We start from the raw sequence: 22,842 nt of genomic DNA, 5'->3' as shown, positions 1-22,842 counted from the left end.
TTCAACGCCAATCACGAGCAAACACGGCGTTTCAAACCCTGGCCGCACCCCAATCGGCGCCAAGCATGCCCAGCGTAGCCGGGGTGGTCAAGCAGCACGGCCGCCGCTGGGTGAAGTATGGGCCACTATCGGGCCAACACGGCTTGCGGCTTTCGTATATAAGGCAACAGCTCGGCGTGGGCCGGGGTCGACTCGTTGAGCGGCAACTGTTGTTTGGCGCCCAGATAATGCTGGCTGAACACGTCGAAGTAAGCGTCCAGTGCCGACGCTGCGTCGCTGTCCCCGGCCAGTTCCAGGCACAACGCCGCGACTTCGGCGGTGCACAGGTGTTCGCTGCGGGTGGAACGGCGCAGGCGATAGCGCGAGAGTCTGTCGGGCAGCAGGCTGAGAATCGGCAAGCGGTCAAAATACGGACTCTTGCGGAAGATCTTGCGCGCTTCGGTCCAGGTCGCATCCAGCAGAATGAACAGCGGACGTTTGCCGTTATCGAGAGCGACAGTGTTGGTCACCCGTGCCGGTTCGACGTATTCGCCGGGAAATACCAGATACGGCTGCCATTGCGGATCATTGAGCAGCGCCAGCATCTGCGGGTCGGGTTCGGTGCGCGACCAGATGAAGGCATGGTTGTCACGCACCACATCGGCAATCAGCCAGCCGGTGTTGCTGGGTTTGAAGACTTCCTTGCCGGTCATGATCAGACACACGCCGGAGCGGGTTTCGACGGTCGGCCGCCAGGCGCACAGGCAGTGGCTGATGATCACCCGGCAGTCGCGGCAACGCTCGGAGCGAAAACCACGGGCCTGAATCGGCTTGATACCTTCGTCCTCGCGCTGGTCACGCAAGCGGGCTACGGCGTTGGGGGCATGATGGATCACGGGCAACGCCTTATGGCAGGAAAACTCGACACACACAGCACTCGGCAAGGCAATAAAGGCCGGCAGTTTACCAGAGCGACGAGCGCAAACCTGTACCGTCCCGACCGGCTCCCCTATAATCCGGCGCCACTGAACGCACAGCCACGGGGCTGGTCGAACCACCAGTCACTGAATCAGGAGAGTTTCATGCTGCGCCTTATCGTTCCTACCGCGGCCATCGCACTGGCGTTGTCCTTCAGCGCACAAGCGGCGTCCTTGAAAGAGCAGAATCTGAACCGCGAACTGCGCAACATCGCTGAACAAAGCAGCGTCGGCACGCCGCGGGCGATCAATGAAGACATTCTCGATCAGGGCTACACCGTTGAGGGCGTTACCCTGATCAACCACCTGAGCGTCCAGGCCAGCCACGCCGAAAAGATGCGCGCTGACCCAAAAGCCGTGTATTTCCAGCTGGGTGCTTCGGTGTGCAATAACCCGTCGTACCGCAAGCTGATGGCCAAGGGTGCGATCATGCGTTACGACTTCAGTGAATATAAAACCAACAAGGCCATCGGCTCGGCCAGCTACCAGGATTCCGATTGCCCGAAAGCTGCCCCGGCGAAGAAGAAGTAATCATCGGGTATTGGCGCGCCGTTGTTCATCTTCGGCGCGCAATTCGGCCACCAGGGCCTGCAAGTAGCGAGAACGTCGTTCTCCACCTGCCAACCGACGGCAGCACTCCTCTTCGAGACTTACTTGATTGGTCTCGGCTGATGCTTTCAGCATCCGATACAACTGCGTATCGATTTCCAGAACCACTCTGGCCATCTCTCCCGCCTCCATGCCTGCTACCCGCGAATCCTTGAAAAGCGCGCACCCTGCGTACGGTTGCCGACTCAAAGCTGTCGTACAGTGCCTGTAGGTTAGTAAATCAGAGTGATTGCTCTACGGCGTACGTTCGGACGAGTGGTGAATATTCATTGCCAGCCAGCCCGCAACGGTTGCCAGGAAAGCCTGCGCGGCGTAAAGATCAACTCAGCGCAATGGCTCGCAAGGGTCTAGATTCAAAGTATTCCCGATCACCTGTTCACGGCAGAAAAAGGAGCTGCCGAGTGTGTGTGTTTTTGCAGCGCGGCACTGACGCCGCACGTCAGGGCCACCCGCTCTGTGCAGAAGGAGACGTTGAATGCCTTACCAACCGAATGACCTGCTCAGCCGACATTTTCAGGAAAGCGGCCCCGACCTCATCAGCAAGGTCGAAGAACAGCTCAAGCAGATTTCCTCCGACAGCCCGAACCTGCCGATTTATCGCGACATGATCCTGACCGTGCTGCGCATGGCCCAAGAGGATCACAACCGCTGGAACGCCAAGATCACCCTGCAGGCCCTGCGTGAACTGGAGCAGGCGTTCCGGGTGCTGGAACAATTCAAGGGACGACGCAAAGTCACGGTATTCGGCTCGGCGCGCACGCCGGTCGAGCACCCCCTGTATGCAATGGCGCGTGAACTCGGCGCGGCCCTGACGCGATCAGACATGATGGTCATCACCGGTGCGGGTGGCGGGATCATGGCCGCCGCGCACGAAGGCGCCGGGCGTGACCACAGCCTCGGGTTCAACATCACCCTGCCCTTCGAGCAGCATGCCAACCCGACTGTGGACGGCACCGGCAATCTGCTGCCGTTCCATTTTTTCTTCACCCGCAAACTGTTCTTCGTCAAGGAAGCCGATGCGCTGGTGCTGTGCCCTGGCGGGTTCGGCACCCTGGACGAGGCACTGGAAGTACTGACGCTGATCCAGACCGGCAAAAGCCCGTTGGTGCCAGTGGTGCTGCTCGATGTGCCGGGCGGAACATTCTGGCAAGGCGCCCTGGATTTCATTCGCCAGCAACTCGAAGAAAACCACTACATCCTGCCCACCGACCTGAAACTGATGCGTCTGGTCTATAACGTCGATGAGGCGGTGGAGCAGATCAACCAGTTCTACAGCAACTTCCACTCCAGTCGCTGGCTCAAGCGTCAGTTCGTGATTCGTATGCATCACAAGCTCAGTGACGTGGCGATGGCGCATATGCAGGAGGCTTTCGCCGATCTGTGCCTGAGTGACCAGTTCCATCAACACGCTTACAGCGGCGAGGAACATGACGAAGCGCAGTACAGCCACCTGGTGCGGTTGGCTTTCGCGTTCAATGCCCGAAATCATGGCCGTCTCAGGGAACTGGTGGATTACATCAACCTCCCCGAAAACTGGGCTCACACCCAACCCCAGACCGCCCAACGTGCACGTGAGCCATCAAAGGTAATTTGAAGGCAAAAAAAAACGGCCCGCTATTTTCATAGCGGGCCGTTTCTATTTAAACCGATTTAATCGTCCATCCCTCTGCCGCTGAACAAGCGGTTGATCATCTCCATCGAAAAACCCCGATAGGCGAGGAAGCGGCCTTGTTTGGCGCGCTCCTTGGCGTCAATCGGCAAGTGTCCCGAGAACTTGCGTTGCCACGTCTCGCGAAGCTGCTCCTGCCAGTCGATACCGCTTTCACGCAGGGCGAGTTCGATATCGGCGCGTTGCAAACCACGCTGACCCAGCTCTTCGCGAATGCGCAAGGGGCCATAGCCGGAGCGGGCACGGTAGGAAACAAAGCTTTCAAGGTAACGGGCTTCGGAAAGCAGTCCCTCTTCCGTCAACCGGTCGAGGGCTGTTTCGATCATTTCCGCCTCAGCGCCGCGCTGACGCAGTTTACGCGTCAGTTCGACTCGACCGTGCTCGCGTCGAGCGAGCAGGTCCATGGCGGTTCGCCGCACCGCGACGAGGGTATCGAGTACAGCGGTGGTCATCGCTGCGATCAGATATCAGCGTCAGCCAGGTCGTCTTCGGTCTCTTTGACCGCAGAAGCCTTGGAGTCGGCGATCACCGCTGGCGACAGCAGTTTGTCACGCAGCTGCTTCTCGAGCTTGGCAGCGACTTCCGGGTTGTCTGCCAGGAACTTGGCCGAGTTGGCCTTGCCCTGACCGATCTTGGTGCCTTCATAGGCATACCAGGCGCCGGATTTCTCGACGAAACCATGCAGCACGCCCAGGTCGATCATCTCGCCATTGAGGTAGATGCCCTTGCCGTAAAGAATCTGGAACTCAGCCTGACGGAACGGCGAAGCCACCTTGTTCTTCACAACCTTGACGCGGGTTTCGCTGCCGACCACTTCGTCGCCTTCCTTCACCGCGCCGGTACGGCGGATGTCGAGACGAACCGAGGCGTAGAACTTCAGCGCGTTACCACCGGTGGTGGTTTCCGGGCTGCCGAACATCACGCCGATCTTCATGCGGATCTGGTTGATGAAGATCACCAGGCAGTTGGCGTTCTTGATGTTACCGGTGATTTTACGCAGCGCCTGGGACATCAGACGGGCTTGCAGGCCCACGTGCATGTCACCCATTTCGCCTTCGATTTCAGCCTTCGGTACCAGTGCCGCCACGGAGTCGACGATGATCACGTCAACCGCGTTGGAACGCACCAGCATGTCGGTGATTTCCAGTGCCTGTTCGCCAGTGTCCGGCTGGGACACCAGCAGGTCGTCGACGTTGACGCCCAGCTTGCCGGCGTATTCAGGGTCGAGGGCGTGTTCGGCGTCGACGAAAGCGCAGGTCGCGCCGGCTTTTTGAGCCTGGGCGATCACGGACAGTGTCAGTGTGGTTTTACCGGAAGATTCAGGACCGTAGATTTCAACGATACGGCCTTTTGGCAGACCGCCGATGCCGAGTGCGATGTCCAGACCCAGAGAGCCGGTGGAGATAGCCGGGATCGCCTGACGGTCCTGATCGCCCATACGCATTACGGCACCCTTGCCGAATTGACGTTCGATCTGACCCAGGGCCGCAGCCAAGGCTTTCTTCTTGTTGTCGTCCATTAAAGTCCTCACGTAATCAATAAGGCCTGACGGCCAACACCTGTATAAGTAGCCAGTATTATTCCACAGCGTTCGCGGATCGCCTACCCCTGATTTTCGATTTCTCGTGCCGCTAGTCGCAACAGCCCCTCTAGCGCGGCCTTCACCGTTTGTCGGCGGACTTCATCGCGGTTGCCGGGGAAGTGCTGAACCTCACTGGAAACCGCATCGCCCACGCCCCAGGCCAGCCACACCGTGCCCACCGGTTTGTTCGGTGTACCGCCATCGGGCCCCGCCACGCCGCTGACCGCCACGGCAAACCGCGCCAGACTGTGCTTCTGCGCACCACGCACCATCGCCTCGACGACTTCGCGACTGACCGCACCCACCGTGCCGAACAATTCGGTGGGGACATTCAGCTGCCGGGTCTTCTGCCGGTTGGAGTAGGTCACGTAACCGGCCTCGAACCACGCCGAGCTCCCCGGAATCCGCGTGATCGCTTCAGCAATCCCGCCACCGGTACACGACTCGGCCGTGGTGACGTGGGCGTTGAGCAACTGCAAACGTCGGCCGAGCTCGGCAGCCAGTTGAGTGATCTCTTTCACGGTGCGCTCCGGATCGGATGGAATGACTACCACCGTACACGACCCGGTTGCGCTTTCAATACACAGACTCATTCAAAATGTTCGGGCGCCAGCGCTCTGACATAGGCCTGACAGGCCTGCAAGGCAATCAGTCCGCGGTCGCCGGTGTCGGTGATGGCGATAATTCGTTGAGCATGCGCCGGGTCAAGTCGGGCGCGTACGGCTGCATGATCCACGCCGCCGGCGCCGGCGGTGGCTGGCACCCCGCAGCCTTGGGCAGCATCGCCGGCGTCGATGAGGACTGACAGGCGCAGATCAGCAGTGGCAAGACGATCGCGCAGGCGATCCTGATCACGTTGGGCATCACTGAGTGCTCGATAGTGGGTTTGTTCACTGGTCGCGAGGCGTTGCTCAAGGGCCAGACGCTTATCCTGCTCGATCTGCTGCGCGCTGGCTGCGGCCACATTCAGCTGATTGAGAGTGTCGGCGTTTAACCGCGCCTGCTCCGCGAGTTGTCGCCCGTAACGCCAGTCCTGAAACTGCCAGGCCAGCGCAGCGCCTCCCAAGGTCAGCAACAAAAAGCCGGTTAAACGCCAGGCGACGGACATAGCACCGCCCTCGCCCGCGCCCAGATGTCGAGCCGATCCTGCAGGCCATTCAACCCGCCGTTGATTCGGCGGGTGATGCTGTTGAACTGGTCGCGATCGGCCAGATCGTTCAGGCCGTTCTGTTCCCAGAACCATGCCGCCGATTCCGCTGCCCATTGCGGTTGCTCAAGCAATTCCGGCAAGGACAGCAAGCGCTCGTCGCCAAACAGGCCGAGGCTGCACTGCCGATAGTTGCTGCGCCCGGTGATCTGGATCAGCCCGCGACCGCGGTACTTCTGCCCGTCGCCGTCGGCCTCGGGCGTGTTGCCCAGACGTAACGCCAGCGTGCCGGTGTCATATTTGCTCAGGTACTGGTTGTTGCCCAGTTCGCGCACGTATTGCAGTTGCCCCGACTCATGGCCGACTTGCGCCAGGAACGCGGCGATGCGTTTGGGCGAGTCGATATGGCGGCGAGTCATTGCGTTGTTGAGTGCAGAAACAAAAACGCCCGCTTGGCTGCGGGCGTTGGGCATGATGGTTTTAAGGTTGTCTTCAGTTATTTGCATGATGCGTGATCCTCCCTGGAAGCTCCGATTGAATCATGGTTGGCGGACAACGCCCCCCAGCCATTTTTTTGCCAGAGTTGTCAGGGTGTTGTTCGGGGCCGCGACCTCGGGGGCCGTGAACACCCAGCCGAGAGTGCCGAAGTTGGCGTTCCAGTCGATTTGCGGTGTCGGTGTCACGTCGGTGATGTCGACCCACAGCAGTTCCGGATGGAACATATCGGCCATGTTGCCGTCAGTCGAGAACAGTTCGGCCACAGTGTTGTTGACGATGCGTGCGTAGGTTTTCATCAGGCGTACTCATAGATAATCACTGCACCGGGGGCACCGGAAGCCCCCGGTCTGCCAGATTGACTGGGGGCGTTGGCAATGCCGCCCGCCCCGGAACCGAACCCGGAACCAGGGGCCGCGATTGCTCCCTGCGCACTGCTGGCAACACCACCATTGCCCAAGGGCGAGTTGGCACCATGTCCGGCCAGGGTCGACGCATTGATGGAAATACCTGTCGAACCGGCAGAACCCGCCATGCTGACGATGTTCCCGCCTTTCGCAGCTTGGCCGGGATACCCACCAACATACAGACCGGTCCCTGGGAAGCTGGTGTAACCCAACGAGGTCGAACCAGCACCGCCAGGCGCTGAAACCAACGATCCCAAGGAGCTGGTTCCGCCCGTTCCAGCGTCGGATGCGATCAAACCTGCGGCGCCACCAACGCCCACCGTGACGATCTGACTGGCTCCAACCGTTGCGGCCGAAAGCCAGGCTTCCGCGTAACTACCAGAGGCCCCTCCACCTGCAAGCGAATACTGGGAAGCAGTTGTCCCAACAATGCCTGCACTCCCGCCCCCTCCGCCGACAACTTTCACCAACACATTCTTCATCCCCACCGTCGGCACATAAGTGCCAGACGAGGTGAACGTCCTCACACTCAACAACCGCCCACTGGCACCACTGCCACCGCCGGCATACACCAGCACCCAACTTTCCAACGCCGCGCTGTACACCACCGAACAAACACTGCCGCCGACAATCTCGGCAGGCCGCAATGCACTCGATGCAAGATTTACCAGCGGCTTGGGCATCAACCCGTTCGGTGCAAAGGTACTCGCTCCGGTATTGGCATTACCGGCGGTAAAGCGCAGCGCCAAGCCGTCCTTCAATGCGGTGACGGGAGGCACATAATTGGCCATGTATAGATTGGCGGCGCCGATGTCAGTGGCATGTTTGTCTTCACCTGCCTGACTGAGTTTTTGCACCGCTTGCAACAATTGGGTTGCATCGGCTTCGCTTGGCTCAAGGCCGGCGGATTTGACGACGTTCAACAACTCATCGGTGACGCTGTTGCCCCAGGTCGCCGGGATCAACGATCCGGGCAATCCCGCGACAACATCTTCATTGACGAACTTGCCGTTCACCAGCCCGACGCTGGGAACACTTTTTGGATAATCCATGTATGTTTCCTCTACGGCTCAAACCGCATTTGCCAACCAACGCGGCGCTACAGGCCGATGCTCACTGAAAGGAAAAAAAGAACCCTGCGGCCAATCGCGCAATTCGCGGCGATAGGTTTGCAGCTCGGCATATTGCTCGCTGGTCAGCGTCGTGCCACCACCGTCTTCAAGCTCATCACGATCACGTGCAACCAGACCATCGGTGGCAGCCAGTTGTGCTGTACGCCAGCTACGTTCAGCATCTGCCGCTTCTTCTGCCGAATAAGGTGGTGGATCAACCAGAGTCGGATAACCGTTATCCGCGTGCACACCGACCACTTTTGCACTCACCGCCAGTTGCTGCAGCAGTGAGATCCAATAGGTCTGGGGAATTTCAATGACGTCATCCGGAATATCCGATGAGTTGATAGCGGGAACATAAACCCCACGGGTGCTGGCGCTGAACAAGACATTGAACGGATTCATTTAATAACCCTTTGCGAAGAAGTTGATACCCCAGCCTGCAGACACTTCGCCGCTGTAGCTTCGAACTTTCAGACGGCACCCCTGCTTCGACGCAGAGTTCGCGTACATGACGACCATCGCTCCATCGCCTCCTACGTGCATGGCGATGATCGAAGAAAACGCGGTAGGGAAAGAGATCGGAAAGACGACGTTGACATCGCCATTGGCATCCGTCGTGCCAACACCCCATTGATCGATATTGCCGCTGGCATAACGCTGGTAGCCAATGTTGCCGTACACACCGGAGTGCGCCGACGCATATCGATCACTCACCGAGCCGCCATAGAGGCGCCACTGTCCCGTGAGTTTGATCAGGTAGGCAGTGTCACCAATACCCAACTTGAGCGGGCCGGATGTGCCATTACAGGTGAGAAGCCCATCGTTACCGGAAGGATTAACGGTCAACACGCCGGTACCTGCGTTGATTACGTGAATGGTGCTCGCATGGGCCACACCATTGGTAGACGGCAGCGTCGCAGTCAGCGCACTGGCACTGGAGAAACTCGCGACACCGCCAATATTCGCAGCGTTCAATACCGTGCTGGCGGCGTAAGAAGCAAAACCGGAGAACTGTAGTCCCGCCCGCGTAACAAACTCGGTGGTCGCCATCGACTGATCATTGGAGAACTGCGGTGCAGTCAAAAACAACTTGTTGCTGCGCAATGCGGTTAACACCTGATCATCTTTCGCTTCCGTCGGAGCGGTGCCGCCAGCATTGATGACGTTCAACAACTCTTGGGTAACGCTGTTGCCCCATTTCGCCGGAATCAACGAGCCCGGCTTGCCGGTCAGCGGGTCTTCATCGACAAACCGGCCGTTGACCAAGCCGGCACTCGGGACACTGTTTGGGTAGTCCACGGTACTTCTCCTTGTGTGTGAATCAGGTGTTTACTGCTGATCCGGGCGCAACCGGCCAGGTGATTTCATCGGGAAAACCCGCCTGTTTTTCGATGCGGTTCAGCTCTACGCTGTAAAGCTTCCACTCGATCAGCAGCAGTTGTTCGTCATGGCTGGCATCGCCGATGTCTTCGGCGTATTGCAGCGGCGCGATGCGCAGGACGGCGTCGCGCAGCAGTGCGTCGCGCTGGTCGAGGCATTGTTGTCTGACGCTCGCCAAACGAGCCTGCTCATCCAGCACCCAGGCGTTGTCGCGCCAGATGTGGAATTCACCTGGCCATGGTTGCGCGGTCAGGGTTTCAGGCAACTCACCCAGCTCGGTCCAGATCTGTTGCGCGCCGCCGTCCTTGCAATAAACCATGCCACGGCGGTCTATCAACTCACGGGGAACACTGTTAACCAAGGTCCACACTCGGCCGCTCTCAGGCGCCGGCAACTGGAAAGAAAGTTGAATCGCATTACTCGGCAGTTGAACACCAAGACCCGGTGTGACATCGAACTCGACAGGGCCTGTCAAACAGCCCAAGTGATCAATCAGATAATTAAACATGGGCACCTCAGATAAGTTTGATCCGACCCGGATAGGCAATATTTCGAGGGCGCGTGATACCGCCATGGTTCAGCAAATCAGCGTCCGAGATTGGCGTAACCGGCGCTGCAGGTGTGATGTATTTAACAGTGGAGCCCACGTAATCGGTGTAGTTACCCATATCAAAGCCCAACTGAGGTTTTTGGGAGTTGATATGTGTTGCGAACAAAATGTTGTCGCCCATTCCATTGTCGCCCTGAACTAAAGAGCCTTTTTGCCAAGAGCCAGGTGCACGTCCCGGGTCGATCAATCCGCCTTCAGCGAGTACCCGTAAAAATTCACCGCGAGCCTCTGGTAAACGGAAGTTCGTGGCACCATCTCCAGGCGTCCACGCACCACCACGATCAGCTTCGGAACGCAGCATTCCGGACTGTTGCGCGTGATCCCAAAGCCACGGCCACTCTGCGCGACTGAGTAACGAACCGTTCAAAGCGGCATAGCCACCCGGTAATACTGCCAGCGCAGTTTCAAAGACAATGTGCCCCAGTGAAGAGCCGTCGAAACGACCGACCGGCCACCAGTTACCCGCGCCATCACTGCGCAGATGCCACCAGTCACCTGCGCCCATCAACACCAGAAATGGATACCCCGAGGTGTTCAGGTGGGTATGGAATTTGATTGAGTCACCACTTGAAACTTGAACAACCAGACGACTACCGCTGTTATCCAGCCGCCGGACAATAACGTCTCGCACCCCCAGACCCGCATTGGCTGACGGCAGGCTGACACTGAGTGCGCCAGCACCGGCATCAATGAGGACCAGGCCTAGCTCTTCGCTGGTCAACAACCGGGATGAGTTGACCCGTGTGATGGACGAACGCATGGGGCTGGCCTTGCCGATAATCGACTGAATTGCCTTGAACAGCTGCCCGGTATCCGCCTCGGACGGCACCAACCCGCCACCGTAAATCACACTCAGGATCTCCTGAGTCACGCTGTTGCCCCACACCGCCGGAATCAACGACCCCGGTGTGCCGGCGACCGGGTTTTCATCTACGAAGCGGCCATCGACCAGGCCAACGCTGGGGACGCTTTTTGGATAATCCATAGGTTTCTCGTTCCTCTGAAATAACAAATGAACCGCGTCGTGGCGATCGCGAGTACGAGCCAGCGGCGGTCTGTTTTCTGAAAATAAAAAGCCCACGGTGAAGTGGGCTTGGGTGAAGCAGAACGAAAGCGTTACGACTAGAGATTCTGGCTGCTGAGCAGTTCGCGAATCGCCGCCAACGCGTCATCGCTCGCACTTCGCGCCAGATCGAGATTGCCTTTGGCCGCATGCGCGCGGATCTGGCTTTTGGCCTTCAGGCGCAAGGTGCGCAGGGTCAGCAGATGATCGGTGAGTTGGTCGGCCTTGCTCAGGATCTGCTCGGCTGCCTGTTTGGCAGTTCGACCTTTGACTACCCACGCAGCGACCGACAATGGCACCTCTTTTTTCGGATAGCCGGCGTCTTGATAAACCTGAGCGTCGGCAGCAGCCTGGGCGTACTCCATGGCTTTGAGCGGGTCGCCGGCCAAAACGGTGCGGGCACTGTCGGCGGCCGCGTCGACCTTGGAACACAGCTGTTCGGCTACCTGAAGTTCCAGCTCGGCAACTCTGGACGGATTCAGCTGCCATTTTTCTCCATCCCAATCATGGGCACTGGACGGCTGGGCCGGGCGCAAGCCTTCCTCGAACTGATGCAGCTCTTGAATGATGATCATCGGATCAGCTCCCAGGAAAGATTGATATTCACCGCCGCTGAAAAATTGATCGCAACACCGTTGGCGTAGTCGCTTGGGAGGAGATTTTTGATGCCCATGCTGAACAGCAATTCGTCACTTGAACCGTTATCGGCACCAAAAGCGTGTTCGGCTTGATAGGTCTGCCACAAGGAACGCAACATGCTGTGGTCGAAGCTGGCGGTCAGTGTCGACACGGTTGTGTCACTCACCTCGTTGTTGGTAATAACCCGTACCGTCTCACCCGCAATGGCCCAACCATCCCAATTGCTCGACGCGGCAGCCTTTGGATTGAGAAAACAGTAGTTGGCACCCAGCCATCCGGGTGTAGCAAAATTCACGGCTGTGACGAGCGTCGGATGCGGCGTCGCATTGCCCACCACCAGCCGCGCGGCACGGGCATGCGGGTCAAGTGGCAGGTACACCACGCCATTACCGCTGATTGTTTGCGTCCACGACAAACGACCGCGGTTATAAATCGGTCGGACAATCGGCACCGAGCCAGGGCCTGCTGTCACCACCCATGCCAGACAAATATCCAGCGGCGTCGACTGAAAACCGCCTCCCGCCGCACCATTGATCGTGCCCTTCAAGCCTTCGGGCGTAGCGTCATAGATGATGCCGCGCTGCGTGTAAAAGGTCAGCACGCCGGCAACCACTTGCGCACGCAAAAAGTAATTAGAGTTAGGCAACAGATCAACACTGCTCCAGGCTTGTGTCGTAAATGTGCGCGGACGAGCCAACTGACCAGTCAGCACTTCCTGACCGAGGCTGATCAGCACACCCGCCGGAATCGAGATCCGTCCGCCACTGGTGGCAACCGCTGCCGGAGTGATCGCCAGACGACCGTCCGGCGTCGCCACCGTCGCGGTCGGCAACGACCCGATCGGCAACGCCGAATCCAGATTCCAGCCCTTGGCCGAAACGTTCTGAATCGCTTGCAACAACTGATCGTATTTCTTCTCGTCCGGGGTCAGATCCCCGGCCTTGATCACGTTGAGAATCTCCTGCGTGACTCCGTTACCCCAGTCAGCTGGGATCAGCGATCCCGGTGTCCCCGTCAGCGGGTTTTCATCAATAAACTTGCCATTCACCAGACCGGCGCTAGGCACACTTTTCGGATAATCCATCCCGTCATTCCTCCCTAGTCATAATTGATGTGCACTTTGGTATGCGCCGGCGCACTGCGGTGGATCAGGCACTCCAGCGCCGAGCCCGGGTTGACGCCGAAGCGCTCGCCCCAGTAACTCGCGCCATAGCGGCGACCAAGCAGCAGGCGGCCGCCGGTGTTGAGGGTCCACATGAATTGCGCTTCCCAGGTGCCCCAGTGTGCCGCGCCGAAACGCGCGCGGCCCATGCGCGGGGCTTCGTGTTCGGTGATGCTGGCGTTGGGGTAGCCCTGGCTTTTGGCGATGTCGAGGTAGTAACCGACAGCCTGACTGCCGACCGCGAGCAAGCGTCGGCGCACGGCGAGGCGGCGGTCGTCGAACAGCGGTGTGGCGCCCAGGCACGGGTCGGGCAGCTCCATCACCCGTTCCCAGTCCGGCACCAATTCGCTGACGCCCGCCGGGTCCATCTCGTTGAGCAGGTCGGCGGCGCGGGCGTCGAGGCGCGCCAGCTCGACGGCGACGCCTTGCAGCACTTCCTCGAGTTCCGGGACGCGTTCCGGGTCCCACGCCGGGCCGCTCGGCAGCAAGGCGCGCAGCTGCGCCTGATATTGCGCGGCGGTTCTTATGCCCCCCATACGCAACCTCCGAAGGTCAGCAGTTCGCTTTGCCCGGCAGGCACGTCAGCGGCCGGCGCGGTCAGCGTGTGGTCGTACTCACCGCCAGCGCTGCTGATGGCTTCGCGGATATGGCTGATCAGCAGCGGCACACCCAGATCGGCCTCGCGGTTGTGCAGGTCGCGCAGTTGCGCTTCAACGGCGGCGCGCACAGCAGTGGTGTCCGGGTTGACGCTCTTGAAGCGATACACCACCGGCACCTGAATCGGCCGCTGCACGTGTACTTCCGCCGTCACCGGGCGCAGCGGCTCGATGTACTCCTGAACCTCCGCCAATTGCTCATCGTTGGGCACCGGTTGCGGGTCTTCGTCACGCATGATGAACACCGTCACTGTGCCTGGCCCGAGCAGGCCGCCACGGCACCAGGCCCGCGTCACACCCGGCACTTCCAGCGCCCAGGTCTCGTAGTCGCTGGCGGAACCGCCGTGCGGAATGACCCGATAAGAACGGATCACCCGCGAGCGCAACGACTCCAGGCTTTCTCGCGCCACGCCACCACTGAGGCCGGGCGCGAGCACCACAAAACTGTTGCCGACTACACCGGCGATCGGCTGCACCGGGTTCAGCGCCAGACCGGCGTCGGCATTACCGAGGCTGCCAGCGTCGAGCGCAGCAATCGTGGTGGTGTTGCTGCCATTGACGGTGGTGCGCGCGGTGGTGACTTTATAGGTACGGCCATCGCTCGCTTGCAGCAGCGTGTCGACATCCAGCACCGCACCGGCGGTCGCGGTAAAACTGACGCTGCCGGTGGCGACTTGCGCCGGTTTGCGTGGCTGGTTCAGGCGCAGCGCGGCGATGCGTTCCAGGGTCGATTCGTCGGCTTTGTCCGGCAGGATCTGCTCGGCAATCCAGTCGAGATAACCGTACAGACCATAAGCCGCGCCACCAAGTGTGCGGGCCAGCACTTGCGCATCGGACTGGCGCAGCGAATCGCCGGCCAGGTCGCTTTGGGTGCGCTTGATCAGCACCGGCAGCGAAGGGGTTTCAAACGGCATAGATCACCTGCCAACTGTTATCGGGGTTGATGTCCAGACGTTCGCCATCGGCCAGGGTCAGGACCGTGCGCAGGCTCAGGCGCTGGGCGTCGAGGCGTTCGCTGATGATGTCGATGGCGCTGCAGTGGCCGTCGTCCATCAGCCATTGCAAGGCTTCGCGGGCATAGAACTCGGCGTCCATCTGGGTCTGTCGGGTCAGCTTGACCCGACGCAACAGCCACAGCCGCGAACCGATGCGATCGTCGGCGACGGTGGGAAAGCTGTCGCCCCACCAGCCGAAGCGCTCCTCGTCGTCGAGGGCGTCGTCATCGGCGGCGCGGCGCCAGGTGAACAGGCTGATGAGCACGGCGCGGGTCAGTGCGGCGTGGAGGTTCTGGCTGACAAGCATTATTTGCCTCCTGCCGGCGCACCGGTCTGGCCGCTGCCGGCCTGCACGCCGACGTGCACGTGTTTGATCTGGCTGATGCCGCCAGCGAGTTGGTCGCCGGTGGAAACGATCTTGCCGGTCTGGTTGATCACCGGCGTGTCGAAGTTCACCGCGCTGCTGGCGCGGATGTTCAGGGTGGCGGTTTCGATGTCGATGATCCGCCCGCGCTTGAAGTGAATTTTGTCGCCCTCGTCGGTGTAGATCGCCACTTCGCCAGAGGCCAGTGACTGCAAGCGATAGCGGCGGTCGGCGACCACCAGGGCGATGGCGTGAGACCGGTCACCGCCGAGAAACGTGACGATGCCTTCGGCGCCGGCCAGCGGGTTGCTGGTGAAACCGTAGGGTTCGAAATGCTCCAGGTCGTCGTTCACTTCACCGGCGGTGAGGCGCATTTGCAGCGATTGCAGCTTGGATGCCGAATGGGCGAGCACGACAGTGCCGCGCGCCAGCAGGCGTGTCAGTAGGCTCATGAATTGTCCTTCAAAAGATGGGCACGACGCGGTCAACTGTAGGAGTGAGCCTGCTCGCGATGGCGTCAGTGCAGTCGACCTTTCAGTGGCCGGTCTACCGCTATCGCGAGCAGGCTCACTCCTACAGGGGCGGTGTCAGGCCTAAGATTTTTTCGGGGGGATGGGGTCGGGATCGAAGGTATGCGGTGGCGCCACTTGCAGCGTGGTCACCGAGCCCTGCGCCGAGAGCGAATACGTGACTTTGGAGATCAGCATGTCGCCGTCAAAGCCGAGCACCGGATCCGTGACCTTCACCAGCGTATTGTGACGCCACAGATCGCCATTGGACTGACGCCAGCCCTGCACCTGATAGGTGGTGGTCTGCGCCCGGCCCATGCGGGTGGCGCTTTCCCATTGGGCGCGTTGCTGGGCCAACTCGAACGTCAGCGCGGTGCCCTCGTTGATGATCGTGGTGCGGCGGCGCTTGAAGCTCAGATCAGCCGCGCTGGATTGAACCTCGCTGACGGCCGCCCCGCTCTTCTTGTCCGAGCCTTTCTGCTGACCGATCACTCGGTATTCAGAAAACACCTGGCTCTGATCCATCGGCGCGTTCGCCGACAGAATGTTCTTGCCCAACTCCAGCGCGTCACTGGCCCGACCACCACTACCGGGCTTGGCCAGCACCAGCCGGCCCTGCTCGTCATCGGTGGAAAACACCCGGAACAGCGAGAGCAATCGGTCGATCGACTGGAACACCGTTTCGCCCGGCACGATGGTGTGTTTGGCGAGCCGCGCGGTCTCGGGAATTTCGTTGACCACGTACAGCGAGTATTCCGCCGCCAGAGCCTGGACGATGCTCAGCAGCGGTTGCTCCTGCCATTGGTTCGGCCGGTTGGTGGCTGCGCAATCGACCAGATCCTGAGTCTTGGAGCTACCCTCGATGCTCAGGCTGATCTGGCGTCCGTCGTAACTGATCGGGGCCTTGAACACGTAGCCAGTGAGCACCAGGTCCTGGCCAATTTTCACTTCGCACGGGTCACCCGGTTTAATCCGTTGATCCACCGTCTGCCCCGGCCACTGCCAGGTGATGTCGAGTTTGAAGGTGCGAAACTGGCGCTCAAGATCGGCGGTGATTTCCACGCTTTTCCAGCCGCCGTATTCCATGTTGTTGACGGTCAGCGTGACATGGTTATCCATCTCGCTCATGGCTCACTCCCTGGACACTTTTACGTCGTTGGGAGAAAAGCCCGGATGGTTCATCGCGTTGCTCTGCGTCACTTGAGTCACCCGTGTGGCATCGGCAAATTGCTTGTAGGCCACCACCAGCGCCGGCAGGCTTTCCTGAAACGATTTGGTGACCTGGCGCACACCGGATGACGCCACTGCCTTGAGATGCGCAATCAGCGCTTCCTTCACATCGTTAATTGCCTGGTGATGTTTGGGATCGGCCTTGTCCAGCATCGGGTCAATTGCCACCCCGACCGCCTTCTGCAGTGCTTTCATTTCTTCGGTCACCGGCACTTCCTGACGAGTCACCGGTTGATCCGCCTGATGCGCCACCGAAGGTGTCGACGACAGCTTCACCGCCGGAGTCGCCACCGGCATCGACGCTACCCACTGCGCCACTTTCACCAGCATGGTGTCCTGCACCAGATCGGCCATGGCTTGTGCCGCCGCGTTGGTGTCCTTGCCGGTGGTGATCTTCGGCGCATCGGCCTTGCGGATGGCTTCGAGTTGTTGGGACACGTCGGCAATCACGCCACGGTAGCCCTCCTTCGCGAATTCCTTGAGCTCCTTGATATCGCCGAGCAAGCCCTTGAACTCCGCCGCCACTTCCTTGGGCAACTCCTTGACCGCTTTGACCAGTTCGGTGATCTGCCGATACTGCTCGATCAGCGGTTTGAGCTGCTCTTTGATCACCTCATACACGCCGGTCAGGCTGTTGCGCAGATTGGCGATGCCGATCCGCGCAGCCTTGATCAACGTCATCGCCTGCTCGAAGCGCGCCACCGCCGAACCCAACAGTGTGTCAGCCTTGGCCAACAGAACTTTTTGCGTACTGACCGTGGCGGTCGGAAACGGCAACGGCCGGTCGGGATAGAACTTCAGACTGAATGTCACCAGCCCGCCGTCCTGGCGGGTGTGGGTCATGTCGCATTCGCCGACCTTGACTTGCAGGCGTCCGAGCCACGGATGCACCAGTTCACCACTGCCCGCCTCCAAGGCCTTGAGCAGCTTGTCGCGCTGCTCCAGGCAATCGGCGCCGATGATGAACGCCGTGATGTCGTGGGTCTTGGCCTGCTGGCCGAGATCCTCGAAATACGGCAGGTCGCGTTGCGGGTATTCGTGCAACTGACCTTTGCGACCGACCGGAGTTTTCGCCTGATCGATCCAGAATCCGACACCGCGAAACGATGCCGGCAACAAGCGGTCACGCCAGTTCATTGGAACCTCCTGCCGACAGCGAGCGATAGCCGATGCGCGAAGACAGCGCCAGGCCCGGTTGATTGGTTTGTGGTTGATCGGTGCGCAGCCCCGCCGGTGCATTTTCGAAGCGCACGGTCAGGCCGCCTTCGAGTTGCGTACGGTTGTTGGCCGCGCTTTGCTGGATCAGGGCGCTGGAGGTTTGTGGCAGCGAACTGCTTAACTTCGGGGCACCGGCAGGCGCTGCCGGGGCGGTACCGGTGAGGGTTGCAAAGACACCGGAGAAATTGCCACCGAACAGTTCTTTAAGCTGCCCGAAAATCCCTTGCAGGTTTTTCCACATGTCGCTGAACCAGGTCAGTACCGGCTGCCATTTCTGCTGGATCGACTCCAGCGGCGACTGGCTGAACAGATCGCCGAAGATGCTCTTCACCACTTGTGCATCCGTGGTCAACGATGCCCACAGACCGGAGAAGTACGCGCTCACGCCACTCCACTTCGCCATGACCGCTTCCACAGGCGCGCTGCCAAACAGGTTTTGAAACTCGTCTTTCAACGGCTGGGCTCCAGCCCTGAGTACGTCCCACAGCGCGGAAAAAACCGGCGCCACGGGTTGCCAAGCCGATTCAATCATCGCTACCGGCGATTGCGTGAAGATCGATTTGACCTGCTCCCACTGCGCTGCGGCGTTATCGGCAACACCGCCAACAAGATTGCCAAACACATTGTTCAGCGAACCCCAGGCTTCAGTAATCGTCTGCACTGGCGACCAACTGAACTTCGCCTTGAGCGCGTCCACACCGGCAGCAGCTTTGGCCTGTGCGCCAGCGAAGAAATCACTGACGACATTGCTCGCGGTTGCAAAAGCCTTGCTCATCACTTCACTCGGCGAGAAATCGAATTTCGCCCTGAGCCTGTCGATACCCGCTTGCGCATCCGCCATGGTGCCAGCGAAGAAATCACTGACAACGCTACTGGCCTTCGCCAACGCCTTGTTCCACACCTCACGCGGCGAGAAATCGAACTTCGCCCTGAGCTTGTCGATCCCTGCTTGTGCATCCGCCATGGTGCTGGCGAAGAAATCACTGACAACGCTGCTGGCTTTCGCCAACGCCTTGTTCCACAGCTCACTCGGCGAGAAGTCGAAAGCCGCCACGAGCTTGTCAGTGCCTGCCTGCGCTTTCGATACCAAGCCGTTGTAAATATTGACGACGCTGTCGACGCCGGCAAAAAATTCCGCGCTGATCTCCCCCCACGTTTTGCTGATCAATGCGCCCATCGATTCGATTGCCTGCGTGGTCGCCGCAACTCCAGCGTTGAATTTCGTCGAAACGTAGTCCCACATCCTGCCGAAGAATCCGGAAATCGACGCCCAGTTATTGGTAATCAACCGTGCGCCAATCACGATGATGGCCACCGCTGCCGCGATAGCTGCCGCAATCAGCCCGATGGGCGAGGTCAGAATCCCCAGCACCGCGACCAGCCCCATCGCACCGACCGTGACCACCGTAAACGCTACGGCAGCGGCCGCCAGCCCTTCGACCAGATACGGATTGTTGGCGACAAACTGGCCAATCGAAGTCATCACCGGTGTCAGCGCCGTGACGATGCCGTTAACCGCCGGCAACAACGCCTGACCGATTTTCAGCGAGATGTTATCCAGCGCCTTGTTGAATTTTTCCAGGTTGGCCGAGGTTTCGCCCTGGACCACCTTCGGAACTTTAAGGCCCTTGAGTGCCCTGGCTTTCTTCGCCAACGCATCCTGCGCTTCGATGGCTTTTTTGATGCCGTCCTGAAACGGCTTGAGCAAACCACCTTCAGCAATGAAGCCGGCCACGTCCAGCGGCTCGAGGCCGCTGTCTTCCATGCTTTTCTTGAATGCTGCGACCTTGCCGCGCAGCCCCTTCATCTCGGTCTCCATTTTCTCGGCGCCCTTGAGCACCACGAGCATGTTGACCGTGACGGGAAAGTTCTGCGGGATCAGGCTCAAATTTGTATTCGCCATCACTGCACCTGCTGCATCGCATTGATCCGTTGCGCGTGCTCCAGCGATTCGCGGAGCACATCCAGTGGCCTGGCCATCATCTGTTCGGGGTCAACCTTCCAGAACCAGGCCAGGTCATAGGCGACTGCGATCAGGTCGGTGATGGCTCCGACGCCGCACTCATGAAAAAACTCGCAACGGCCCAGCTCAGCGCGTTGAGGTCAGCCAGATCGAGCTGGTTGACCGACGACGGTGGAATACCGGCGCACACGGCGATGTATTTGGCCGCCACGTCCATGTCGAGGCTGACTTCTTCGCTTTTGTCGATCTTGTACGGCAGCGCCTTGATCGCTCGCACTTCCTGCACCGTCGGACGGCGCAGGACGAGTTCGGTCAGGGGCTCGCCGTGAGCTTCGATCGCAACCTGAAGCTTCACGGCGCCGCTCATTGCCAGGTCCCCTTGATGCCTTCGAATTTCAGTTCGATGGTGGCGTCATCGCCCTTGGAAACCGGCTCTTCGACCAGGTAGGCACCGGCCAGCACGTAGACCTTGCCGTTGCTGAATTCGCAGGTGACGGTGATGTCGGTGCCTTCGATCAGCTTCTTCAGCGGGAAGTCGGCGGTGTGCAGCGCGGTCACTTTGAACGACGGCGCGACGTCGGTTTCCTTGTAGAAACCCGGTACGACGGTTTCGCGTTTGACGGCCATCAGCGGGGCTTCGCAGCCGCCGTTGATAGTCAGTTGTGCACCGTCGACTTTGACGTAGCAGGTGCCTGCAATCACTTGACCCATGGTGTTACTCCCTTCAAATAAAAAAGCCCACCGGAGTGGGCTGAATGCTTACGGCCAAACGCGGCGATCAGGCCGCGTCGTCGTATTGCAGACGGAATTGGTTGAGCAGTGCGAACACGCGCAGACCGTTGATGTAATCCGGCGGGAACAGCACGTTCACGCGGCTCGGGTCCTGCACGTCGCGCTCGACGATCAGGTGCTCGGCGAACAGTTCGGCGTTCTCCACGTGGCCTTCCAGTTCCAGCTTGGCGTACTGCGCGATCAGCTCGCCGCGAATGGTCGCCGGAGTGACGATCGGCTGGCCGGCGCCGAAACGGGTGCCGTCGGAAGCCAGTTTGTGCCGGCCGTACTTGCTGGTGATCACGCTTTGCAGACGACGCACGATGAACGCCGACTGGTGCATGGTTTCGCTGTCCAGGTAGGAGTTGTCGGCCTGACCGTAAGCGTTCTTCTGGTAGGTGGTGATCGAACGCTGAATGCGAACGTAACCGCCTTCGTAGTACGCGGTGGCAATGCCGTAGTTGAGCAGCGACTGACGCTCGGTCAGGGTGAATCGCTCGCTGGCCGGCGCCGGATCAACACCCGGCAGGCTGCCGCTTTGGGTCGGACGGCTGGCGTCGGCGGAGATGAACACCGCGGTGCGCGCAGCCAGTGCGGCAGCTTGTACCCAGAACGGTTGCGGTACGCCCGGCTCCAGCGCCTGGATGGTCATGTGCTGATCGTTACGTGCCTGGCCAGCAGCAACCAGGGTGCCGACGGTACCGCGCTTGGCGCTGTAGACGTGACCGAACAGTTGCTTGGCCCAGGACCAGCGACCGGTGCTGTCATCCATCACTGCTTGCCAGGTATTGAGGGTCGACAGATCCGACCACGGCAGAGCGATGAACTCGAACGGCTCGTCACCCAGTGCAGCCACGGCTGCGACCTGGTCCGGCACACCGGCGCCGCCAGTCATGGCGGTGACTGCGGTGGTCAGGCCAGCCGGGGTTTCTTCGCCGTTGCTCTTGCCCAGACGATTGAACTGCAGGCTGATGTCGTTAGCGCTGTCGCCGGTCCATTTGGCGGTCAGGGTGACCACACCTTCGGCAGCCGCAGCGCTGACCGGCAGATCGGCGGTGGCGTTGATTTTCTGTGCCAGTGCGGTGGCCGCCTGAGCAGCGGTGGCACCGTTGACCACGGTGGCCTGCACCCGCACACCAGCGACGTACAGGTTGAGCACGCCAGCCTGAGTCGCAGTGCCAGTCAGGGTCAGCACGCCTTTGGCGATGGCGCCTTCAGTGTTGTGCAGCGGCAGGCACCAGATCTCGCCGATCGGGTCGGCCTTGCGGAAGGTCTCGTACATCGAGGCGAGCATCGAGCCCTGACCGCCGATGCTTTTTGCCAGCGCGACGCTGGAGACCAGCACCAGTTTGCCGACTTCAGTCGGAGCGATGTTGTCGTTGACCTGAGCGACGATCAGACGGCGCATGGCCGAAGTCGCGCTATTGGCGGCCGAGTTGTCCATTTCGGCATAGAACAGCGGTACACGAATGTCCGCAGGGATGTTGCTGAATCCGATCGCCATTATTTGGCTCCCTGTGCTTTGACTTTTACGGTTTTGAGAGTGATATCGCCGTCGGCCAGACGTCGGCGCCACCAGGCGCTGTCCAGCACTTCACGGCCTTCTTTGGGCAGCAGATCGCCCGCTTCCGGGTCAGGCACGGCACGGCCAGCGGCCGGCAGTACGGTGATGCGATTGCTCATGGGGTTACGTCTCCAGAGAAAGTCAGTTCCACGCGCCCGTCAGGGCCCGGGTGTTTCAGATTGGGGTCGGCCGGGTCGATCGCATCGACCCGCACGGTGACCCCGGTAAAGGACGACAAACCGTCCAGTTCACGTTCGTGCCAACTCTCCGCAGGCTGACTCGGCAGATTGCGGCCGAGCTGGAACTCGGTAAAAAAGCGCAGCCGATAGAAGGCCCGGCTGCTGTTGATCGAGACCATCTCGCCGCCGTCGTAGACGATGGCGCTGTAGTCATTGCCCGGTTTGAATCCCACCAGCGCGCGCCACAGTTCGGCGCGCAGGTCGTGCAACAGATCCAGCGCTTTTGTGCCGTCCGTAGCGTCAAGCGCCAGGATGATTTCGAAGCGGTCGCGGATCGGTTGCGCGGTGAGGTTTTGTTCGGTGCTGGTGCTGGCGAGATCCGCCAGGGGCAGAACATGAGCCGAGGGTGTCGGCAGATCAGCGTTGCCTTGCAGCAACGCCAGATCGACACCCACCGCAATGTGATCGGCAAGGCTTGGGCATTGCCCACGCAGCTGCGTGAGGATCGGGGTGATCTTCATGGTGGTGTTCCAGAGTGTGGGGGAGTTACCGCAGGACC

29 protein-coding genes are annotated in these 22,842 nt (G+C 60.1%); 2 read left to right on the top strand and 27 right to left on the bottom strand.

Annotation, left to right across the window (positions count from 1 at the left end; all coding sequences use genetic code 11):
* Nucleotides 1–125: 125 nt before the first annotated feature.
* The gene (locus ACM6I7_RS22845; RefSeq protein ID WP_178083321.1) at nucleotides 126–872 is read right to left on the bottom strand and encodes a tRNA-uridine aminocarboxypropyltransferase; all 747 of its coding nucleotides are present in this window, start codon (nucleotides 870–872) and stop codon (nucleotides 126–128) included.
* Nucleotides 873–1,061: 189 nt separating this feature from the next.
* Between ACM6I7_RS22845 and ACM6I7_RS22840 the strand changes: the two genes are divergently transcribed.
* Nucleotides 1,062–1,487, top strand: coding sequence for a PA3611 family quorum-sensing-regulated virulence factor (locus ACM6I7_RS22840; RefSeq protein WP_047601217.1), 426 nt, complete (start codon nucleotides 1,062–1,064; stop codon nucleotides 1,485–1,487).
* Here ACM6I7_RS22840 and ACM6I7_RS22835 read toward each other — a convergent pair whose 3' ends face one another.
* A complete protein-coding gene (locus tag ACM6I7_RS22835; protein ID WP_027611087.1) occupies nucleotides 1,488–1,682 on the bottom strand; it encodes a hypothetical protein in 195 nt (64 codons plus the stop codon).
* 358 nt (nucleotides 1,683–2,040) lie between these two features.
* Between ACM6I7_RS22835 and ACM6I7_RS22830 the strand changes: the two genes are divergently transcribed.
* On the top strand, nucleotides 2,041–3,159 hold the full coding sequence (locus ACM6I7_RS22830; RefSeq protein WP_414889337.1) for a TIGR00730 family Rossman fold protein: 1,119 nt from the start codon (nucleotides 2,041–2,043) through the stop codon (nucleotides 3,157–3,159).
* Between the two features lie 56 nt (nucleotides 3,160–3,215).
* Here the strand turns inward: ACM6I7_RS22830 and recX are convergent, their stop codons facing one another.
* The 25 genes from recX to ACM6I7_RS22705 form a co-directional block, all read right to left on the bottom strand.
* Nucleotides 3,216–3,686, bottom strand: a complete 471-nt coding sequence (gene recX / locus ACM6I7_RS22825; protein ID WP_003222270.1) for a recombination regulator RecX — start codon at nucleotides 3,684–3,686, stop codon at nucleotides 3,216–3,218.
* An 8-nt stretch (nucleotides 3,687–3,694) separates the two neighbouring features.
* Entirely contained in the window at nucleotides 3,695–4,753 is a 1,059-nt protein-coding gene (gene recA, locus ACM6I7_RS22820; protein WP_003222269.1) for a recombinase RecA, read from the bottom strand.
* Between the two features lie 83 nt (nucleotides 4,754–4,836).
* The gene (locus ACM6I7_RS22815) at nucleotides 4,837–5,337 is read right to left on the bottom strand and encodes a CinA family protein (protein ID WP_096795871.1); all 501 of its coding nucleotides are present in this window, start codon (nucleotides 5,335–5,337) and stop codon (nucleotides 4,837–4,839) included.
* Nucleotides 5,338–5,405: 68 nt separating this feature from the next.
* On the bottom strand, nucleotides 5,406–5,924 hold the full coding sequence (locus ACM6I7_RS22810; protein ID WP_414889336.1) for a lysis system i-spanin subunit Rz: 519 nt from the start codon (nucleotides 5,922–5,924) through the stop codon (nucleotides 5,406–5,408).
* A complete protein-coding gene (locus tag ACM6I7_RS22805) occupies nucleotides 5,903–6,469 on the bottom strand; it encodes a glycoside hydrolase family 19 protein (protein WP_095138409.1) in 567 nt (188 codons plus the stop codon). The genes ACM6I7_RS22810 and ACM6I7_RS22805 overlap by 22 nt, the downstream gene beginning before the upstream one ends.
* A 33-nt stretch (nucleotides 6,470–6,502) precedes the next feature.
* A complete protein-coding gene (locus ACM6I7_RS22800) occupies nucleotides 6,503–6,757 on the bottom strand; it encodes a hypothetical protein (protein WP_414889335.1) in 255 nt (84 codons plus the stop codon).
* Nucleotides 6,757–7,917, bottom strand: a complete 1,161-nt coding sequence (locus ACM6I7_RS22795) for a hypothetical protein (RefSeq protein ID WP_346651740.1) — start codon at nucleotides 7,915–7,917, stop codon at nucleotides 6,757–6,759. Before ACM6I7_RS22795 ends, ACM6I7_RS22800 begins: the two co-directional genes overlap by 1 nt.
* A gap of 18 nt (nucleotides 7,918–7,935) precedes the next feature.
* Nucleotides 7,936–8,382 (bottom strand): phage tail assembly chaperone, encoded by a 447-nt coding sequence (locus ACM6I7_RS22790; protein ID WP_097086504.1) that lies wholly within the window; start codon nucleotides 8,380–8,382, stop codon nucleotides 7,936–7,938.
* Complete coding sequence (locus ACM6I7_RS22785) at nucleotides 8,383–9,279, bottom strand: phage tail protein (protein ID WP_103367823.1); 897 nt, start codon at nucleotides 9,277–9,279, stop codon at nucleotides 8,383–8,385.
* Between the two features lie 22 nt (nucleotides 9,280–9,301).
* Nucleotides 9,302–9,868 (bottom strand): tail fiber assembly protein, encoded by a 567-nt coding sequence (locus ACM6I7_RS22780; protein ID WP_414889334.1) that lies wholly within the window; start codon nucleotides 9,866–9,868, stop codon nucleotides 9,302–9,304.
* Between the two features lie 7 nt (nucleotides 9,869–9,875).
* A complete protein-coding gene (locus ACM6I7_RS22775) occupies nucleotides 9,876–10,955 on the bottom strand; it encodes a tail fiber protein (RefSeq protein ID WP_183781442.1) in 1,080 nt (359 codons plus the stop codon).
* A 137-nt stretch (nucleotides 10,956–11,092) separates the two neighbouring features.
* Nucleotides 11,093–11,608: a phage tail protein gene (locus ACM6I7_RS22770; protein WP_183781439.1), complete on the bottom strand. Its 516-nt coding sequence runs from the start codon at nucleotides 11,606–11,608 to the stop codon at nucleotides 11,093–11,095.
* On the bottom strand, nucleotides 11,605–12,756 hold the full coding sequence (locus tag ACM6I7_RS22765; RefSeq protein WP_346651744.1) for a phage tail protein: 1,152 nt from the start codon (nucleotides 12,754–12,756) through the stop codon (nucleotides 11,605–11,607). Before ACM6I7_RS22765 ends, ACM6I7_RS22770 begins: the two co-directional genes overlap by 4 nt.
* A 14-nt stretch (nucleotides 12,757–12,770) precedes the next feature.
* Nucleotides 12,771–13,370, bottom strand: coding sequence for a YmfQ family protein (locus ACM6I7_RS22760; RefSeq protein WP_003222238.1), 600 nt, complete (start codon nucleotides 13,368–13,370; stop codon nucleotides 12,771–12,773).
* Nucleotides 13,358–14,404, bottom strand: a complete 1,047-nt coding sequence (locus ACM6I7_RS22755; protein ID WP_135295076.1) for a baseplate J/gp47 family protein — start codon at nucleotides 14,402–14,404, stop codon at nucleotides 13,358–13,360. Before ACM6I7_RS22755 ends, ACM6I7_RS22760 begins: the two co-directional genes overlap by 13 nt.
* Complete coding sequence (locus ACM6I7_RS22750; RefSeq protein ID WP_414889333.1) at nucleotides 14,394–14,792, bottom strand: phage GP46 family protein; 399 nt, start codon at nucleotides 14,790–14,792, stop codon at nucleotides 14,394–14,396. Before ACM6I7_RS22750 ends, ACM6I7_RS22755 begins: the two co-directional genes overlap by 11 nt.
* On the bottom strand, nucleotides 14,792–15,301 hold the full coding sequence (locus tag ACM6I7_RS22745; protein ID WP_210558051.1) for a phage baseplate assembly protein V: 510 nt from the start codon (nucleotides 15,299–15,301) through the stop codon (nucleotides 14,792–14,794). The genes ACM6I7_RS22750 and ACM6I7_RS22745 overlap by 1 nt, the downstream gene beginning before the upstream one ends.
* Nucleotides 15,302–15,442: 141 nt before the next feature.
* Complete coding sequence (locus ACM6I7_RS22740) at nucleotides 15,443–16,486, bottom strand: phage baseplate assembly protein (protein ID WP_414889332.1); 1,044 nt, start codon at nucleotides 16,484–16,486, stop codon at nucleotides 15,443–15,445.
* Between the two features lie 3 nt (nucleotides 16,487–16,489).
* Nucleotides 16,490–17,725, bottom strand: a complete 1,236-nt coding sequence (locus ACM6I7_RS22735; RefSeq protein ID WP_097086489.1) for a DNA circularization protein — start codon at nucleotides 17,723–17,725, stop codon at nucleotides 16,490–16,492.
* On the bottom strand, nucleotides 17,712–19,709 hold the full coding sequence (locus ACM6I7_RS22730) for a hypothetical protein (RefSeq protein ID WP_414889331.1): 1,998 nt from the start codon (nucleotides 19,707–19,709) through the stop codon (nucleotides 17,712–17,714). The genes ACM6I7_RS22735 and ACM6I7_RS22730 overlap by 14 nt, the downstream gene beginning before the upstream one ends.
* Before the next feature lie 130 nt (nucleotides 19,710–19,839).
* Nucleotides 19,840–20,136, bottom strand: coding sequence for a phage tail assembly protein (locus ACM6I7_RS22725; protein ID WP_003222226.1), 297 nt, complete (start codon nucleotides 20,134–20,136; stop codon nucleotides 19,840–19,842).
* Complete coding sequence (locus ACM6I7_RS22720; protein ID WP_007964335.1) at nucleotides 20,133–20,480, bottom strand: phage tail tube protein; 348 nt, start codon at nucleotides 20,478–20,480, stop codon at nucleotides 20,133–20,135. The genes ACM6I7_RS22725 and ACM6I7_RS22720 overlap by 4 nt, the downstream gene beginning before the upstream one ends.
* Nucleotides 20,481–20,547: 67 nt before the next feature.
* Nucleotides 20,548–22,044 (bottom strand): phage tail sheath subtilisin-like domain-containing protein, encoded by a 1,497-nt coding sequence (locus ACM6I7_RS22715; RefSeq protein WP_414889330.1) that lies wholly within the window; start codon nucleotides 22,042–22,044, stop codon nucleotides 20,548–20,550.
* Nucleotides 22,044–22,223, bottom strand: a complete 180-nt coding sequence (locus ACM6I7_RS22710) for a DUF2635 domain-containing protein (protein ID WP_027611066.1) — start codon at nucleotides 22,221–22,223, stop codon at nucleotides 22,044–22,046. The genes ACM6I7_RS22715 and ACM6I7_RS22710 overlap by 1 nt, the downstream gene beginning before the upstream one ends.
* Nucleotides 22,220–22,804 carry a hypothetical protein gene (locus ACM6I7_RS22705; RefSeq protein WP_414889424.1) on the bottom strand — a complete coding sequence of 195 codons (585 nt, stop codon included), beginning with the start codon at nucleotides 22,802–22,804 and terminating at the stop codon, nucleotides 22,220–22,222. The genes ACM6I7_RS22710 and ACM6I7_RS22705 overlap by 4 nt, the downstream gene beginning before the upstream one ends.
* Nucleotides 22,805–22,842 lie beyond the last annotated feature (38 nt).

This window comes from Pseudomonas sp. IT-93MI4, from assembly GCF_949767635.1.
Lineage (GTDB): Bacteria > Pseudomonadota > Gammaproteobacteria > Pseudomonadales > Pseudomonadaceae > Aquipseudomonas > Aquipseudomonas putida_A.
This window is presented reverse-complemented; position numbering and strand designations above follow the sequence as displayed.

Coding starts and splice junctions, on each gene's coding strand:
- ACM6I7_RS22840 (WP_047601217.1), top strand. CDS start 1,062: ATGCTGCGCCTTATCGTTCCTACCGCGGCCATCGCACTGGCGTTGTCC.
- ACM6I7_RS22835 (WP_027611087.1), bottom strand. CDS start 1,682: ATGGCCAGAGTGGTTCTGGAAATCGATACGCAGTTGTATCGGATGCTG.
- ACM6I7_RS22830 (WP_414889337.1), top strand. CDS start 2,041: ATGCCTTACCAACCGAATGACCTGCTCAGCCGACATTTTCAGGAAAGC.
- recX (WP_003222270.1), bottom strand. CDS start 3,686: ATGACCACCGCTGTACTCGATACCCTCGTCGCGGTGCGGCGAACCGCC.
- recA (WP_003222269.1), bottom strand. CDS start 4,753: ATGGACGACAACAAGAAGAAAGCCTTGGCTGCGGCCCTGGGTCAGATC.
- ACM6I7_RS22810 (WP_414889336.1), bottom strand. CDS start 5,924: ATGTCCGTCGCCTGGCGTTTAACCGGCTTTTTGTTGCTGACCTTGGGA.
- ACM6I7_RS22805 (WP_095138409.1), bottom strand. CDS start 6,469: ATGCAAATAACTGAAGACAACCTTAAAACCATCATGCCCAACGCCCGC.
- ACM6I7_RS22800 (WP_414889335.1), bottom strand. CDS start 6,757: ATGAAAACCTACGCACGCATCGTCAACAACACTGTGGCCGAACTGTTC.
- ACM6I7_RS22795 (WP_346651740.1), bottom strand. CDS start 7,917: ATGGATTATCCAAAAAGTGTTCCCAGCGTCGGGCTGGTGAACGGCAAG.
- ACM6I7_RS22790 (WP_097086504.1), bottom strand. CDS start 8,382: ATGAATCCGTTCAATGTCTTGTTCAGCGCCAGCACCCGTGGGGTTTAT.
- ACM6I7_RS22780 (WP_414889334.1), bottom strand. CDS start 9,868: ATGTTTAATTATCTGATTGATCACTTGGGCTGTTTGACAGGCCCTGTC.
- ACM6I7_RS22775 (WP_183781442.1), bottom strand. CDS start 10,955: ATGGATTATCCAAAAAGCGTCCCCAGCGTTGGCCTGGTCGATGGCCGC.
- ACM6I7_RS22770 (WP_183781439.1), bottom strand. CDS start 11,608: ATGATCATCATTCAAGAGCTGCATCAGTTCGAGGAAGGCTTGCGCCCG.
- ACM6I7_RS22765 (WP_346651744.1), bottom strand. CDS start 12,756: ATGGATTATCCGAAAAGTGTGCCTAGCGCCGGTCTGGTGAATGGCAAG.
- ACM6I7_RS22760 (WP_003222238.1), bottom strand. CDS start 13,370: ATGGGGGGCATAAGAACCGCCGCGCAATATCAGGCGCAGCTGCGCGCC.
- ACM6I7_RS22755 (WP_135295076.1), bottom strand. CDS start 14,404: ATGCCGTTTGAAACCCCTTCGCTGCCGGTGCTGATCAAGCGCACCCAA.
- ACM6I7_RS22750 (WP_414889333.1), bottom strand. CDS start 14,792: ATGCTTGTCAGCCAGAACCTCCACGCCGCACTGACCCGCGCCGTGCTC.
- ACM6I7_RS22745 (WP_210558051.1), bottom strand. CDS start 15,301: ATGAGCCTACTGACACGCCTGCTGGCGCGCGGCACTGTCGTGCTCGCC.
- ACM6I7_RS22740 (WP_414889332.1), bottom strand. CDS start 16,486: ATGAGCGAGATGGATAACCATGTCACGCTGACCGTCAACAACATGGAA.
- ACM6I7_RS22735 (WP_097086489.1), bottom strand. CDS start 17,725: ATGAACTGGCGTGACCGCTTGTTGCCGGCATCGTTTCGCGGTGTCGGA.
- ACM6I7_RS22730 (WP_414889331.1), bottom strand. CDS start 19,709: ATGGCGAATACAAATTTGAGCCTGATCCCGCAGAACTTTCCCGTCACG.
- ACM6I7_RS22725 (WP_003222226.1), bottom strand. CDS start 20,136: ATGAGCGGCGCCGTGAAGCTTCAGGTTGCGATCGAAGCTCACGGCGAG.
- ACM6I7_RS22720 (WP_007964335.1), bottom strand. CDS start 20,480: ATGGGTCAAGTGATTGCAGGCACCTGCTACGTCAAAGTCGACGGTGCA.
- ACM6I7_RS22715 (WP_414889330.1), bottom strand. CDS start 22,044: ATGGCGATCGGATTCAGCAACATCCCTGCGGACATTCGTGTACCGCTG.
- ACM6I7_RS22710 (WP_027611066.1), bottom strand. CDS start 22,223: ATGAGCAATCGCATCACCGTACTGCCGGCCGCTGGCCGTGCCGTGCCT.
- ACM6I7_RS22705 (WP_414889424.1), bottom strand. CDS start 22,804: ATGAAGATCACCCCGATCCTCACGCAGCTGCGTGGGCAATGCCCAAGC.